Origin of the sequence: Acetobacterium sp., assembly GCF_036508315.1 — a bacterium.
GTDB lineage: Bacteria > Bacillota > Clostridia > Eubacteriales > Eubacteriaceae > Acetobacterium.
The window spans coordinates 1-14,944 of the sequence record NZ_DATCHP010000049.1 but is presented as its reverse complement, the minus strand read 5'-3'; the positions used below and the strand labels follow the sequence as shown (position 1 = coordinate 14,944).

The following is a 14,944-nucleotide window of genomic DNA, read 5'->3' as shown; positions in this document are numbered from 1 at the left end:
AACCGCTAACGCTCCTTTGAACCTATTTGTTTTTTAACAAAAACAAAGCTAAACTAGTCTCGCGACGATGGCGGAAGGGCCACACCTGTTCCCATACCGAACACAGCAGTAAAGTCTTCCAGCGCCGAAAGTACTTGGTGGGTAACTGCCTGGGAGGATAGGACGTTGCGAGTCTTTTTTATAAATTTAACACCGGAAGGTGTTTTTTGACGTTTTTACAAAAATTCATGAATTTAGCAGCAGGTGCAGCATCGTGAAAAAGCTAATGTCTTTAGAAGAGAAATTTTACCAATAAAAGATAAGAGATTTCTGTTTTAAAGAAGTTGCAAGTTGAATAAGGAAGAGGGAAGTATGAAATATAGCTATGTTCCCCAGGGGGTTTGCCCTAAAGAGATAAATTTTGAATTAGATGGTGATAAAATCAAGAACCTTAGCTTTGTAGGAGGTTGTAAAGGTAATTTAAAGGCTTTATCCCTGATGCTTGAAGGTAAAAGCATCAGAGAGATTAGCGGCCTCTTTAAGGGCCAGACCTGCGGAAAAAAGGAAAGTTCTTGTATGGATCAGTTAGTTGTTGCATTAGAAAAAGCTCAGGAGGAATCAAAATGAATGGTCAAAAACGAAGTGATGTTAAAGTAGGTGCTTTAGTCGATATTGTCTTAAAGGCCGATCAACGAACAGGTAAGTTAACTCAGGGTCGGGTCGGGCGGTTGCTTACTAAAAGTCCCAACCATCCTCATGGGATTAAAGTCATGCTGGCTGATGGCCAGGTCGGACGAGTTGCAAAGATCTATGAAGGCTAGTCAAATATCGAATTAAAAAAGGACGTACCCGACAAGGTGCGTCCTTTTTGCTTATTAATAATTAACTATTGAACTATTGAACTGGTTTAATATTCTCACTAAAATCTTTCAAAAAATTATCAAAATGGTCTGGCGCTAAAAGAAGTGGCTTTCCAGTAGTTTCAACATATAAAGCTTTTTTACCATTAAGAAGAACTTCGGCTTCAGTGCCATTTTCTAATTGAAAGATCCCTTCTCGATAATCTCTGATCTTGGTGCCAATCACTTTGGACTTAACAGAATATTCCGGTTGGTTTTGCAGATCAACAACCTTGGCAGAAAGGATATCATCTCCAGTATAGGTGGCAAAGGTAAATCCGGTTGGAAGTCTGAGAGACAGCTCGTTTTTATTGACACTAATCCCTGAAATTAAAGGAGCTACGATAAAGAGCCCTAAAATCAGAAGAGTTATTGGGACCCCAATTAAAATTTCCCGAATAGCTTTCCCGCGAAGATCAGGAAAGACTTTGTAGGTATAAATAGCTTTCCCGATAAGCAGTCCGGTGATTAATAGGAGCGCAAAAAAAAGCGGATTAAAAGAACTCAAAATAGAAATTGAATAGTTCATTGTTTAGTTTACCATGGCTTCAGCCAGAATAGATGAGCCGTTGCCTTTCTTAAATATTAATAATACAGTATGAATGAATTTCATGATTTTATTCCCTTCGTTTTTTCATAGTGTGACAGATCAAGAGCAAGTTCGGACGGAGTTTTTGTTTTCAGGTTACCAATATTAATATTAAAATAATAATAATTGATATTTTCAAAGATAGAAAAAGCGAAAAGAATAAGCCCAAAGAGATTCATAGGGACAAAAAGCTTTCCTGGATCAATAATCAAAAGATAAAGGCAAAGCAGAGGATACAAAATAAATAAATACCGGTTTAGTCTTTTCAGATGGCTAAAAAGCGGCATCACCCAGGAATAATGACCTTCCGGATTGTCTATGAGTTGATGGCGATAAAACCAATACCCAGCACTTTGAAGGATGATGAAAATAAGTATAGAACCGGGAAGGAGGAGGCGGATATCCAGTTCACCGCCTGGGGATTCAGAGAGCATATAAATCAGAGAACCGCAGACAAAGGCAGTGACGATTTCGCTCATATATAATCGATTGAGTTCTTTTTTCGAATTTTCTTTCATTAAAAGCTCCTATTTTTCAACTTGTGAATCTGATGGGGGATCATTTTGTTTTTTACTATGATGGATGAACCTGGATAACCGTTTCCGATTTAAATAGAGGATCAGGATTAAAAGGCCGTAGAGGATGCTTCCTATAATAAATTGGGTTGGACTGTCCTTCATCATGCCAGCTCCCACCATGTTGTTGATAAAAACACTGGGAGATCGTCCAATAATCGCAATGATAATGAAGGTTTTAAATTTCATTGTAGAAAGTCCGGCAATGAAGCACAGTATATCATCAGGGAAAAGCGGAAAAAGAAAGATAGCAAAGAGTACCCCATTAAGCTTGGACTCTTCGATATGCTCATATTTCTCTATAATCGGCGATTTTACAAATTTTAGTACAAAAGGTCGACCAAAGCGCTTTGCCAAAAGAAAAACAATGCTGGAGCCAATCAGGGTACCAGCAATGCTTAGGATAAAGCCCCAGAAAGTACCAAAAAGAGCCCCTCCCACTAAACCAACAGTCCCACCAGGAATCGGGGCAACGATGATTTGTAAAAGTTGCAAAATAAAATAAGCCAATGGTGTCCAGACTCCAAATTGCAAAAGAAAAGTTTGAATGGATTCAAGTGTCGAAAAAATTTCCATCAATTACCTCAAATGTATTTTTTACCATTTTAACATAAATTGATTAAATCCGCTTTAATGTCAGTTAAAACTCCTCATTTTTATTAGCTTTATTAAGTAAAGAGTCACTAAGCCAAGGGCTTAACGACTCTTTAGAAATTAAATCCTATTTTTCCGCGATTATTTTGTAAAAAGATTGATAATAGCCAGAAGAATAACTGCTCCAAGAAAAGCCACAAAAATACTCCAAAGATTAAAACCGGTAACGCCTGTGCCGCCGAAAAAGCCAACAACAAAGCCTCCAATCATCGCTCCTAAAATACCGACAACAATATTTTTAAGTAAACCCATACTCGCATTATTTTTTGTTATAATGCTTGCCAGCCAGAGCTCCAAGAACAATCCACGATATAATTCCCATTGATACACGTCCTTTCATTTAATTTATTTCAAAACAAAGATTCACACAGATTTAAAGTTGATGATCGTGATTTCCTTCGCATTGTTGCGCTCCATCAAAGGTTCTAATTAATGCGAGTTCTCTTTTTTTCATTAAATCAAGGGCCTTTGCCCCGGAATGATCTGAACCCAAGTACCGTGTTATATAAGCATCGGCTAAAATATCGAATTCTCCACGATTCAGTTTTCCGGTAATAATACCTTCACAATTAAAATCAATGATCTTTTTTGCCAGGACCTCTCCTGAAAAACCGGTTTCGTTTTCGATCGCTTTAACGCTCATACCAGAAGTATTTACAATGAGTAAATAATTACATAACTCAAAGTGCTGAGACACACTAGTCTCTAATGTTTTTCCATCCGATGTTATTGCAATAACCATTGTTATCTCCTATCATATTTCTGTTTTAATAGTTATTATACTACGTATTATAATAAATTTATAGTGTTTCATCCAGAGTTATTCAAATATATGAAGTAAAATTAGGATTAAGTCGTTAAATCCCGTTGATTAAATAAGATATAGGCTATCGTGGTAAAAATAATCGTCAATACCAATAGAATCCCCATAGAACTCAGAGAAATTCTTCCATCAATCACAAGCATTTTCCCCTCAAAATATTTAAAAGGGGTTAGATATTTTAAAAATGCAAGCTTGTCGTTTAAATCCACAGCCACAGATATAAAGAAGGTTCCCATAATAATCCCGGCTGCAGTGGAAGTTGCAATTTTAGTGGTTTTAAGCAGTGCGCCCAGCATGGCACCGAGGGCTAAAAAGAATAGTTGGATCACAAAAAGTGCAACCATGGTAATGGCAATCTTGTCGATCATTGCATCACCGTTGTTGTATTTGGCAATAAAGAATACAGAAGCGGCAAAGGTCACCAGATTAAAAACCAGAATATTGACAACCCCGGCCAACAGCTTAGAAGTAATCACCTGATATCGTTTTACCGGCCGGGAGAAGAGAAAATCAGCGGAATGGTCCCGCTCTTCTTTGGAAACAATCACTGCACCGAACATAATAGCGTGGACAGCGGCTAACAGCATAAAGTATAAAAAGAATACGGAGTAGAAGCCGGCCACTTTAGAAAGATCAACGGATCCTATTCCAAAAACTGTCATTAGTGCTTTAGGAAAACTTTCAAGAAGTTTGTTTACATCTACACCAGAAGAAGAAAACCCCTGGTATTTCATCGTACCGGCAAAGATAACGAAGAATTGAGCACAGCACCAGATGATCAGGGATTTAAAATTCGATTTGAGTTCTATAAAAAATACATTCATAAGAGCCTCCTATATCGATGGTAAGTCTTTTTTACCGAACACATGGAACGTTAAATAGACAAACAGAAACACCAAAAAAGTCCACAGTACGAGATACACAGAATCATAACTCATATTTTTTGAAATAGCAGAGAGAGCAAAGTAATCAAAGGGTGAAATATAACCGAGCTTGACATCCTTCAAGGTTTCATTGAGTAAAAATATAATATAGAACAAAAACACCACTCCCATACTAATGGGGAGAACTGTTTTAATACGTCTTAAAAAGACCGAGATAAAAAATCCAAAACTGGCAAAGAAAATCTGAATAAAAAACAAGGTCCCGGTGAGTAATATAAAAAGGTTAGTGTCAAAACTTGTTGAACTGATCATAGTTAGAATAAGCCAGGAAGCGATAAAGAATGCTGCATTTGTAATGACAATTTGGATAAAAACAGCCAGCATTTTCATTGAAATAATACGCCTTCTGGAAACTGGTTTGACGAAAAGAAAATCACCGGTCTTATCTCTAACCTCGGATGAAAGAACAGAGACACCTAAGTTCATTGCCTGTACCGCTCCGGCCAAAAGAATATAGGTCATGGTAAAGGTATAATAACCTAAAACATTTCCTATATTCAAATTTTCAACGCCTAAGGCACGTTGAAATTCAATGGGGAAACTATTGAAAACCTTCTGGAAATCTGCCATCTGAGCAGAAATCGATGGATACATTAACATAAAAAAAAGTAATACACTGATTAAGGATATACACCAAACCACTAAGGATTTCCATTCCATTTTAAGCTCTTGCGTTAAAATGTTCATGTTAGTCCTCCTTTTGGTAGTAATGGATAAAGATTTCTTCCAGGGTAGGTTCTTCAACCAGCATATTTTGTAATACTTGGCCCTGAAGGCTACTGATGACTTTGTTAATGTCTCCTCTGAAAAGAAAATGCAACGTTTTTTCATCTTGAGACATATTAGTAATGCCATCAAATTTAAAACAAGACAGATTAAGGGGTCCTTTAAACTCTAAAGTGAATTTTTTATAATTATTTTCCCGCAAATTATGAATATTCTCAACTTTGATAATAGTGCCATCTTTTATAATGGCAACACGCGCACACATCTTTTGAACCTCTGTGAGAATATGCGAGGAAAACAATACTGTGGCTCCCTTTTTATTTTCATTCTGAATTAATTCAAAAAATTTCTGTTGCATTAAGGGATCTAAGCCACTGGTTGGTTCATCAAGAATAATAAGTTTTGGTTCATGCAAAAGGCCTTGTACAATACCGACCTTCTTTTTATTTCCATAAGATAAGTCATCAATGCGTTTATGCAAATCCAAATCCAAAGTTCCAGCCAGGGTCTCAATTCTCCTCAAATTCACATGCTCATAAAAGCTTGCCGAGTATTTTAGAACATCAATAACTTTCATGTTTTCATAATAGAAAACCTCTGATGGCAAATAACCAATATGTTGACGTATTTCTTTTCCATATTTGATACAGTCTTTACCAAAAATTGTAGCAGTTCCACTTGTCGGATAAATAAGGGATAGTAATGTCCGAATTGTTGTTGATTTTCCTGAGCCATTTGGACCGATAAAACCAAAAATTTCGCCATCTGCTACAGAAAATGACACATCTTCAATACCTCGATGCTTTCCATAATACTTTGTCAGATGGTTGATTTCAATAACATTCATAAAACACCTCTTTCTTCTCAAAATATTTCGATTAGTTGCGATTCATCATAGCTATAATTTGAAGGCTCCTTTACCCCCCCATTTCCAGCAAGCTGATTTAGCATTCTATACAACCTTATACCATTACTACCCTATGTCAATCATTTCAAACCACTTCAATGCAAGTTGGTTGCCAAAAATAACCCATAATACAAGAGATCAATGACAAGAGATCAATGACAAGAGATGCATTCGGGAAGTAGAAATTCAAAGAGTCAGTGTTGCAGAGTCTATCTATTAAAGGTTTTAAGATTAAAAAATCCATGAATTAGAAATATTTTCAGGCTGGATTAAAGAAAACATTGACTTCTAAGGGATAACACCTTATAATAATCTAGCATGTAAAAAATGTGCAAGAACAACCTCTGGAGAGATGTCTGAGCTGGTTGAAGGAGCACGCCTGGAAAGCGTGTGTACACGTAAGTGTACCGAGGGTTCGAATCCCTCTCTCTCCGCCATAATAAAACCGCATAATAGCAGCGTTTAGGCTGTTTTTTTTATGCGGTTTTTTAGGTTTTCCCTTTACAGATTTTTCACACCCTTTATGAAGCCTTCCATGCGGTCAGCACTATCTTTTCTCATACGATCCGATTCATGGGGAGCATTCACTCATCGAAGTGGGGTTTTATACAGGTGAAATTATGATATCGGGTATAGGGCCCAAATACTCGATATAAAAGGTTTCTTTAAAATTTGGTACTAAGTGACCTGTAAATTATTTTAATGTCTTATTTTAGAGCCTATTTAAGGTATCGGCATGATCTTATCATTACACAGGCTTTTTAGGATTAGGTATTCAAGGACTCTATCAATTAATTGACAATGACTTGAAGAAATAAAGTAAGCAAGTGAGTGAGGTGAAGGGTTTAGCACTATTTGTAATTCAATCAATTGACCAAATGATTGACAACCATTTGGTAAGATGCTTTAAAAATTTCATCACATAACTAATTGAGAAAGATAAATGAACAGCCTTGGAAAAAGGGGGTTTGTACAAGCTTCCCTTAAGTTTTAACCAATAATATAGTAGAAGATTATATAAATCAGTAAATAAAATCAGACAATATAACCAAAAGAGGGTATAATACAAGTACCTAATATTAAAAATTAACTTATAGAAAAGATAAAACTCCAAAATATGATATTCAATTGAAGATATTTGGTGTTATATTTATTAGGATAGATAGGCCCTGGGAAGGGGCTGAGTAGAGGAGAAAAGTATGGAAGAAAATTATTTAAGTATAAAAGAGTTTGCAGGTCTTGCAGGGGTAAGCACTCAAGCAGTTTATCAACGACTTGACAAGGACTTAAAAGAATATGTTGAAATCATTGATGGTAAGAAAGCTATTGATATAAAGGCACTGGATTTATTTTCAGTTCAACCCGTTGAGCAACCAATTGACAATGAATTGACAACCATTTTAAGAGAGACGTTAAAAGTTTTAAGCGGACAGCTCACCGAAAAAGATAGGCAAATAGCAGAGCTGAATGAACGACTAAAGGAATCCAACGAATTGAATCGAAATAACCAGATTTTAATAGGACGGCAGCAAGACCAGCCCAAACAAATTGAGGAAAGCAGCTCAATACAAGAACCTGAAAAAAAACAAGAACCTGAAAAAAGAAGTTTCTGGAGTAGATTTAGGAAAGAATCATAAAACAGTTGGATTGTTTTCGTTTTTAAATTAGAGAACTATAACAATTTAAGAGGAAAATAAAGCATTCAAGCAGTTTATCAATAACTTGACAAGGACTTGAAAAAATGGATTCAAGTCCCTAAAGCAAGGCAAACCTTTATATTGACAATTTAATTTATCAGTGCTTCAGCCAGTTGGTCAATTATTTTGCAATGAGTTGACAAGGGCTTTAAAATAATGCTATTTGTTGCCAAGTTTTTTCCAAAACTTGGCAACAAATAGCCTGGAAATTTCAGGATCAAACTGGATGCCAACACTGCGTTTATTTTTCGCGTTTTATTTTTTCAAGGGCTTCTTCTTGACTAAGTGCCTTTTTATAAGTACGATCATATGTCATGACATCATACGCATCGGCAAGTACAATGATACTTACCTCTAGTGAAATTTCACTCCCTTTGAGACTTTTAGGATATCCTGTTCCACCATATCTTTCATGATTTTCAAGCACAAAGCCAGCGATATCTGAATATTTAGCAGCTGAGCTTAATCTACGAAATCCAATCTCAGAAAGTCTACTGACTTCTTTCCAATCATCTTTGCTCAATTTTGAAGTACAGTGTAGCTTTCATTGATATCAAGAAACACATAGTTAATCGGTTTACCTTCATAAGCGGTTATTATTTCGTGGAGCCCCACTCTGTTTTCTGCAATTCTTCGTTTTGCATTTCCAGCTCAATCCGATAGTTTAATATTTAACACGTTTAAGTAAATAAATTCGCAAAAAAAGACGAATATAGAATGTGTATGATTTATTTTTATAAATATAAAAAAGGCAATAAATCATACATTAGTGGCATCATATTACCGAGTATAAGTCCGCTTGTGGTATAAGTAAATACGAATTTGTTGGAATTATGTAGAAATACAATTTTTTAAATCCAGGATTTCATTAAAAACCGATGAATATAAATGGAAAAACATTTCTAGGTGAAACATGTGCAAGTTATCAATGCCTTGACAAGTAATTGATAGAATATATTAAACCGATTGAAAGCAATAGAGCCATTGATAACAGCAGCTTTAGAGACTATGTATTTAAGTAGTTGGTCAGCCAGTTGACAAGTAATTGAACAAGACTTTAACACTTTAATACAATCAATTGAATGAAAAAAAGAAAAAGATTCTTAAAAATAGCCATTTCTTTTAGATCGATTCTTATTTTAGCCCAGAGTAGGGAAGTTTTAGCCATGGCTTTTTAGTTAAGTTTGGTTAAACATTTATAGTGTAGGCGTTTTTAATTCAAACTACAATAATTATTAATTTGTTTTTTAAACAAAATGATGATTATTTATGATATGATATAACGCATATGCCTACTGTTGTCTTCAATTAAAACAGATATGATAAAAGCATGGTTTTCAGGCAACATAAAAATTTGAAATATGAATGGTGAGTAAAGCGTGCAGATTAAAAAAAGCATTAAATCAAAAGATGTTTTTCATATGGGTTTTGAAATCGGACTTATCCTAAAGGGCATTAATGGCTTATTGGAAATAGTTGGTGGCCTGTTATTATTGTTTTTAAATCCAGACAGGATGGATAAGCTGATTATAATACTCACACAGAATGAGTTATCAAAAGATCCAAATGATAAGGTCGCCAATACATTGATCAGCTTGGGTCATAGCCTTTCAATCAGCCCCAATCATTATGGTATCTATTACCTAATGACCCATGGGTTAATAAAGTGTATTTTAATTTTTCTTTTGTGGCGAAAAAAGATTTGGGCCTACCCACTTACGATGGTTGTATTAGCCATATTTATTACTTACCAGCTATACCGTTATACCATTAGTCCTTCAGCCTTTCTTATTGCATTGTCTGTTTTTGACAGCATTATGATTGTTTTGATCTTTTTAGAGTATAGGAAAATAAAAAGCCATCAATAAATTTATAGTCAGGAGTCAGGTGATATTGACAGAAGAAGTGATTTATTCTCTGAAGGAAACAATGATTCCTTTTATCCGGATTTCTACGAAGTATTTTTTAAAAATCTATTTTAAAAACCCATGAGAGAGCAAACATGATAAAACAAATACAATTAGTGAACACTTCCCAGTTAGAAAGTTTTATTAAAGCCACACAATACATTTTAAGGCTGACCCCACAACAGAACATTTGGGAGCATACAGGAAAGTTAATCATAACCTATTTTAATGCACAATGGGTTGCCTATGTTCAATGTGATAAAAATAAAAAGATCAGCATTTGTTCCAGTACGTTTGCAGATGAGGCATTACTCTTAAGGCTGTTTGATGAAAATATAGAAAGAATTATTCATGATACCATAGAAAGCGGATTTATCGCATTGGAAGAAATAGATTCTTCCCCAAAATTAAAATCAGTTTTTTTACCTATTTTGAATGGCGATCAGGTAGATAAGATTATGATCATTGCACATCAATTAAATGAACCATTGCCAAAGGAATTGATTAATGCCTATCTGGGAATTGCAAGCTTGGTAGGAACAGTCAATGAGCTCAGAAATTATCGCATTCATCTTGAAAAATTAGTCAGCCAACGGACAGCAGAAATGGAAAAAGCTTTAAAGCAGAATGAACTCATCCTTCATGCAGTGGGAGACGGGATATACGGTGTGGATTTTCATGGTGGACTTACTTTTATAAATCCTACCGCTGCTCATATGTTAGGTTGGGAATCTGACGAGCTCATTGGGCAAAATGTCCATAATATATGGCATCACACCAGGGCTGATTATACCCCTTTTCCTGAAGAGGATTGTCCGCTTTTTTCCGCGATAAAGAGTGGGAAAGTTTATCGCAGTGATGACGACGTTTTCTGGCGAAAAGATGGGACGTTTTTTCCAGTGGAATATATCAGCAGACCCATTGTGGAAGGAGACCCCAGTGCCGGGGCTGTGGTTGTATTCAGAGATATTACCCAAAGAAAACTGGCAGAAGGGGAACTTGAATATTATGCATTTACCGATCCGATGACAGGGGTTTCTAATCGAAGAACAGGATTTTTGATCCTGGAAAAGGAACTGGCTCTGGTATCAAGGAAAGACATGCCCTTATCAATCTGCTTTCTTGATGTGGATGGACTTAAAAAAGTCAATGACACCTACGGCCATGAAGAAGGAGATTGCTTAATTAATTTTATTACCGCAAGCATTCAATCATTAATTCGAGAAATCGATGAAATCAGCCGTATGGGCGGAGATGAGTTTCTCGTCATTTTTCCGGGCTTTAATGAATCAGAGGCTGAAAAAGTGATTAAACGAATCGATGATAAATTAGATGAATATGATAAAAAAGGATTAAAACCATTTAAACATTCTTTTAGTTATGGAATAATCGAGATAACGGTGGATAGTAAGTTAAATGCCAATGATGTTATTAAAGCCGCTGATGACAAAATGTATGAAAGTAAGATGTTAAAAAAGAAAGCAAAAGATTAAGCATAGACAGCTATGGGTATGAAGTATCTTATAAAAACAAGGAGGAAATATAATGAAAGACATCATTCAAGCTGGAGAAAAGGCTCCTGATTTCATATTGCATGATCAAAGCGGAGCAGAAATATCACTCAGTAGCTTTAAAGGCAAAAAAGTTCTTTTATCATGGCATCCATTAGCATGGACAGCCGTGTGCACTGATCAGATGCGCTCATTGGAAAGAAATTTTACACGTTTTGAAGAAAAGAAGACAGCAGTATTGGGTTTAAGTATTGACTCTCAGCCAAGTAAATCGGTATGGGCAAGAGCACTGTCTTTAAACAAAGTAAAAATCCTGGCGGATTTTCATCCACTAGGAGAAGTCGCAAGGGCATATGGGATATTCAATGAAGAACTTGGTTCATCAGAGAGAGCAAATATTCTCATCGATGAGGACGGCAATGTCATTTGGTCTAAGCATTACGAACGTCATACACTTCCAGATGTGGAAGAAGTACTGCATCAACTTTAGGTACATTCCTGTAGAGTCATAATGCTAAATGATATCAAAAACACAAAGAACATTTTAGAACTGGCTGAGAAAAAACCAATGTTAGAGATAGTCAGGAGTGATGGAGAGCATGGGACTAAAACTAATGGGGTTGGAAGAAAAAGATTACAAGGAAATATACAATTTAATGAGGGCTTCTTTTCATAAAGAAGAAACCAGAACCTATGAAAATGGTTTAAAACAATTAAATAATTCGAATTACCGGATTTTAATATCTAAAATTAATAAGAATACCATCGCCGGATTTTTTGCCGAATGGGATCTTGGTTCTGTTATTTTCATTGAACATTTTGCTGTTAAAAAAGACCTCAGGGGATGTGGTGTCGGTTCAGAAATGTTGGAAACCTATTTGAATAATGCCAATAAAATGGTTGTTCTTGAGGTGGAAGGTAATGAAACTGAAATTGAACAAAGACGTATTGATTTTTACCGAAGAAATGGTTTTTTTCTGTCTGAATTTGGATACTTACAGCCAGTATTAAGAGGAGATTCAAAAAAAGAAATACCCCTTAAAATAATGAGTTTTCCAAAAGAACTCTCAGAGCAAGGGTTTCTAGAGTTTAAAGAGGCGGTTTTCAGTAATATTTACAAAGTTACTGATTTAGGCATTGAGAAATAATTAACAGTCACAAAAAAGAATCCTTTATTATAAAGGATTCTTTTTTTGAAGGGAAGAAAATGATTCATCTTTTCGGAGAAAAAGAATGATTATCTATGTCAAACCGGTTGAGAATTCAAGTTAACTCACCGATGTTAATTCGTAAAGCACATCTGCAGCTTTGGCTACTTCTGGGGAGTGTGTCACAATAATCACACACTTATTTTCTTCATGGGCCAGTTTCTTAAAGATGTTGATGATACCCTCCTGGGTTTCACCATCTAAATTTCCTGTGGGTTCATCGGCTAGGATGATTTCCGGATCATAGGACAAGGCACGGGCGATGGCCACCCGTTGTTGCTCACCGCCTGATAATTTTAGTATCCGGCGGGTGGCTTTTTCCTCCCCCAATTCAACTTTGGATAGGGCTTTAAAACCATGATGCACCTTATCAGGGAAGATTTTGCCTGAAATATCCATGGATAATTGGACATTTTCTTCAGCAGTTAAGTGGGGCAGTAAATTATAACCCTGAAAAATAACACCAACCATCCGGTTTCGATAGTCATATTTGTCAATGTGACTAATGTCTTGTTCGTTAAAAAATATTTTTCCATCCGTTGGGGTGGTCAGTCCTGATAACAGGGAAAGCAATGTGGTTTTCCCTGCACCGGATTTCCCCATAATACAATAGATTTTCCCGTTTTCAAAGTCATAATTGAGTTCATCCAATACTTTCTTCTGTTCACCATGATAGGTGTACGATAGATTTTCTAATTTTAATACACTCATTTTCACTGCTCCTTTACGAACGATTGCTTAAGATATTTAATGGGTCATATCTTAGAATGAATACCATGGCGCCACAACTGGAAAGAACAGTTAATAGAATTCCAATACCAATAAGTTCCATTACCACGGTAATATCAGTGGCTGAACTAATGCTTTGGATATAGGTCACCGAGGCGGCTTGCCCAGGTTGTCCTGATCCTCCACCGCCGCCACGCCCAAAATTACTTTGTTGGGTACTCTGTTTGGTTTGAAGGGATGTAATCTGTTGAGATAATAAAGCATTGGTTATGGGTACGGAAGCAACTGCACCAATGCCTGTTCCCAAAAGAATGGCCAGGATGGTCACAATAAAGCCTTCAGTAATAAACTGAATCACCACATTTTTTTTCTTCATACCAATGGCGGTGAGAACGCCAATTTCATACTTGCGCTCACGCATACTTAAAATGTTTAGCACGACTAAAATGCTGCCGCCAATGAGTAGTACAAGAAACAAAAAGATGGTGGCAAAATTATTCAGGTTTTGCAAAGGTAATAAACTGTTTTCATAGTTCGTCACATCCGTTGAGGTGACGGTATAAGCAGTGGGTAATCCCATGGTGGTGACATCGGTTTTGAAATTTTCATAAGCCGTCATATCCGCAAAGATATAAGTCCCATTTTCCTGGGTTCTCAACGCGGTGGTGGTTTGATTGCCATTGGTATCAGTTCCTACTGTAGCCACACTAATGGACTGACCACCAATGGCTTTTAGGGTATTGTAACTGGTATAAATCTGATTTGCCGGATCAGAAGCGGTTGAAAAACGCATATTGTCTGAATTGGTGGCAGCAGTGGTGGTGTTATAAATTCCCGCAACCGTTAAGGTATACACTTCGGTTGTTGCATTGGGATTAATCACTTGGATGGTGCTCCCTACGGATAGGCCATTCATTGTGGCCAATTCCTCACTAATGAGACAGGTCATGTCGGCGGTATCAAAGCTGAATACCTGACCACTGGTCACTTGATTGGTGCCGCTGACAAAGCTGGCCATGGCATTTTCGCCGCTATAACCGGTAATGGTGAAATCACCCTGAGTACCCATTCCAGAAGGGACATCAACCTTGGTCGCGTTATCTGTTGGGGTTTGCCCTGATGTCGTCTGCCCTGAGGTTATCTGATTGGTTGTTGCAGTGGCATTGGCTGTGGTGGTCGTTTTACTTGTTGATACAGGTTCCAGGCCAGACCCTTTACTCACTGAACTACTCAAAGTGTAGTAAAAATCTTTCACATATTGAGAAGTTGCATAATTTTGCATTTCTGCAAGAGTAAGATCCTGATTCTCTTGCATCAGGGATTGCACATCAGTACCGGAAGCCTTAGCTTGGGTCATTAGGGATTGCCGGTCAACTGAAATACTGCCAGTGATTTGAATGTTATTCAGGCCAGTTGCTTCCAGCTGTTTAGCGGATTGTTTAATGGATAAGGCAACGCAACTGGATATGGCAATCACCAATACAATCATTCCGATGAGAATATTGCGCCCGGCATTACGTGTGACGTTTCGAATACTGTTTTTCAGGATATACATCTTTGACCTCCATGATGGAATTAATTGATTTTCATCATTTTAACTTAATAATGTGGCTATCTTTTGATTGTTATGTGACTTTTATGTGAACTTTGGAAAAGATGGAATAATAACTTTATTTTTTTGAAAAATATTCAGAAAAAGCTTAATTAATTTGAAATTAAGCCGATAATATAATAGTATAATAGCATTAAATAATCTTCAAGAAAATAGGAAGAGGTAGTTAATATGAATTTGAAAT

Annotated in this window: 18 protein-coding genes, 1 tRNA gene and 1 rRNA gene; 9 read left to right on the top strand and 11 right to left on the bottom strand. The window is 36.5% G+C overall.

What is annotated here, in order from left to right; genetic code table 11:
* Positions 1-57: 57 nt before the first annotated feature.
* From rrf to VIK44_RS06450, 3 genes are all read left to right on the top strand, one after another.
* Positions 58-174, top strand: a 5S ribosomal RNA gene (rrf, locus tag VIK44_RS06460).
* A gap of 177 nt (positions 175-351) precedes the next feature.
* On the top strand, positions 352-606 hold the full coding sequence (locus tag VIK44_RS06455; RefSeq protein ID WP_331553030.1) for a TIGR03905 family TSCPD domain-containing protein: 255 nt from the start codon (positions 352-354) through the stop codon (positions 604-606).
* On the top strand, positions 603-800 hold the full coding sequence (locus VIK44_RS06450; protein ID WP_331553029.1) for a YwbE family protein: 198 nt from the start codon (positions 603-605) through the stop codon (positions 798-800). Before VIK44_RS06455 ends, VIK44_RS06450 begins: the two co-directional genes overlap by 4 nt.
* 73 nt (positions 801-873) lie before the next feature.
* Here the strand turns inward: VIK44_RS06450 and VIK44_RS06445 are convergent, their stop codons facing one another.
* The 8 genes from VIK44_RS06445 to VIK44_RS06410 form a co-directional block, all read right to left on the bottom strand.
* A complete protein-coding gene (locus tag VIK44_RS06445; RefSeq protein WP_331553028.1) occupies positions 874-1,407 on the bottom strand; it encodes a PH domain-containing protein in 534 nt (177 codons plus the stop codon).
* An 80-nt stretch (positions 1,408-1,487) separates the two neighbouring features.
* The gene (locus VIK44_RS06440; protein WP_331553027.1) at positions 1,488-1,985 is read right to left on the bottom strand and encodes a hypothetical protein; all 498 of its coding nucleotides are present in this window, start codon (positions 1,983-1,985) and stop codon (positions 1,488-1,490) included.
* Between the two features lie 9 nt (positions 1,986-1,994).
* Positions 1,995-2,618, bottom strand: coding sequence for a TVP38/TMEM64 family protein (locus VIK44_RS06435; RefSeq protein ID WP_331553026.1), 624 nt, complete (start codon positions 2,616-2,618; stop codon positions 1,995-1,997).
* Between the two features lie 159 nt (positions 2,619-2,777).
* Positions 2,778-3,026, bottom strand: coding sequence for a GlsB/YeaQ/YmgE family stress response membrane protein (locus tag VIK44_RS06430; RefSeq protein ID WP_331553025.1), 249 nt, complete (start codon positions 3,024-3,026; stop codon positions 2,778-2,780).
* Between the two features lie 43 nt (positions 3,027-3,069).
* Positions 3,070-3,438 (bottom strand): NifB/NifX family molybdenum-iron cluster-binding protein, encoded by a 369-nt coding sequence (locus tag VIK44_RS06425; protein WP_331553024.1) that lies wholly within the window; start codon positions 3,436-3,438, stop codon positions 3,070-3,072.
* A 107-nt stretch (positions 3,439-3,545) separates the two neighbouring features.
* Positions 3,546-4,343 (bottom strand): ABC transporter permease subunit, encoded by a 798-nt coding sequence (locus VIK44_RS06420; RefSeq protein WP_331553023.1) that lies wholly within the window; start codon positions 4,341-4,343, stop codon positions 3,546-3,548.
* 9 nt (positions 4,344-4,352) lie between these two features.
* On the bottom strand, positions 4,353-5,150 hold the full coding sequence (locus tag VIK44_RS06415; protein WP_331553022.1) for an ABC transporter permease subunit: 798 nt from the start codon (positions 5,148-5,150) through the stop codon (positions 4,353-4,355).
* 1 nt (position 5,151) lies between these two features.
* Positions 5,152-6,036, bottom strand: coding sequence for an ABC transporter ATP-binding protein (locus VIK44_RS06410; protein WP_331553021.1), 885 nt, complete (start codon positions 6,034-6,036; stop codon positions 5,152-5,154).
* 406 nt (positions 6,037-6,442) lie between these two features.
* Between VIK44_RS06410 and VIK44_RS06405 the strand changes: the two genes are divergently transcribed.
* A tRNA-Ser gene (locus VIK44_RS06405) sits at positions 6,443-6,533 on the top strand.
* A gap of 762 nt (positions 6,534-7,295) precedes the next feature.
* Positions 7,296-7,733 carry a hypothetical protein gene (locus VIK44_RS06400; RefSeq protein WP_331553020.1) on the top strand — a complete coding sequence of 146 codons (438 nt, stop codon included), beginning with the start codon at positions 7,296-7,298 and terminating at the stop codon, positions 7,731-7,733.
* Between the two features lie 301 nt (positions 7,734-8,034).
* On the opposite strand, the gene VIK44_RS06395 is transcribed toward VIK44_RS06400, so the two are convergent.
* Positions 8,035-8,316: an HD-GYP domain-containing protein gene (locus VIK44_RS06395; RefSeq protein ID WP_331553019.1), complete on the bottom strand. Its 282-nt coding sequence runs from the start codon at positions 8,314-8,316 to the stop codon at positions 8,035-8,037.
* Positions 8,317-9,172: 856 nt separating this feature from the next.
* Here VIK44_RS06395 and VIK44_RS06390 point away from each other — a divergent pair.
* From VIK44_RS06390 to VIK44_RS06375, 4 genes are all read left to right on the top strand, one after another.
* The gene (locus VIK44_RS06390; RefSeq protein WP_331553018.1) at positions 9,173-9,661 is read left to right on the top strand and encodes a DUF2127 domain-containing protein; all 489 of its coding nucleotides are present in this window, start codon (positions 9,173-9,175) and stop codon (positions 9,659-9,661) included.
* A gap of 134 nt (positions 9,662-9,795) precedes the next feature.
* Positions 9,796-11,193 (top strand): diguanylate cyclase, encoded by a 1,398-nt coding sequence (locus tag VIK44_RS06385; RefSeq protein WP_331553017.1) that lies wholly within the window; start codon positions 9,796-9,798, stop codon positions 11,191-11,193.
* A gap of 52 nt (positions 11,194-11,245) precedes the next feature.
* The gene (locus tag VIK44_RS06380; protein ID WP_331553016.1) at positions 11,246-11,701 is read left to right on the top strand and encodes a redoxin domain-containing protein; all 456 of its coding nucleotides are present in this window, start codon (positions 11,246-11,248) and stop codon (positions 11,699-11,701) included.
* A gap of 109 nt (positions 11,702-11,810) precedes the next feature.
* Positions 11,811-12,359 (top strand): GNAT family N-acetyltransferase, encoded by a 549-nt coding sequence (locus tag VIK44_RS06375; RefSeq protein WP_331553015.1) that lies wholly within the window; start codon positions 11,811-11,813, stop codon positions 12,357-12,359.
* Positions 12,360-12,479: 120 nt separating this feature from the next.
* Here the strand turns inward: VIK44_RS06375 and VIK44_RS06370 are convergent, their stop codons facing one another.
* Together VIK44_RS06370 and VIK44_RS06365 are read right to left on the bottom strand one after the other, a co-directional pair.
* Positions 12,480-13,130: an ABC transporter ATP-binding protein gene (locus VIK44_RS06370; RefSeq protein WP_331553014.1), complete on the bottom strand. Its 651-nt coding sequence runs from the start codon at positions 13,128-13,130 to the stop codon at positions 12,480-12,482.
* Between the two features lie 13 nt (positions 13,131-13,143).
* Positions 13,144-14,703, bottom strand: coding sequence for an ABC transporter permease (locus VIK44_RS06365; RefSeq protein WP_331553013.1), 1,560 nt, complete (start codon positions 14,701-14,703; stop codon positions 13,144-13,146).
* Between the last annotated feature and the right edge of the window lie 241 nt (positions 14,704-14,944).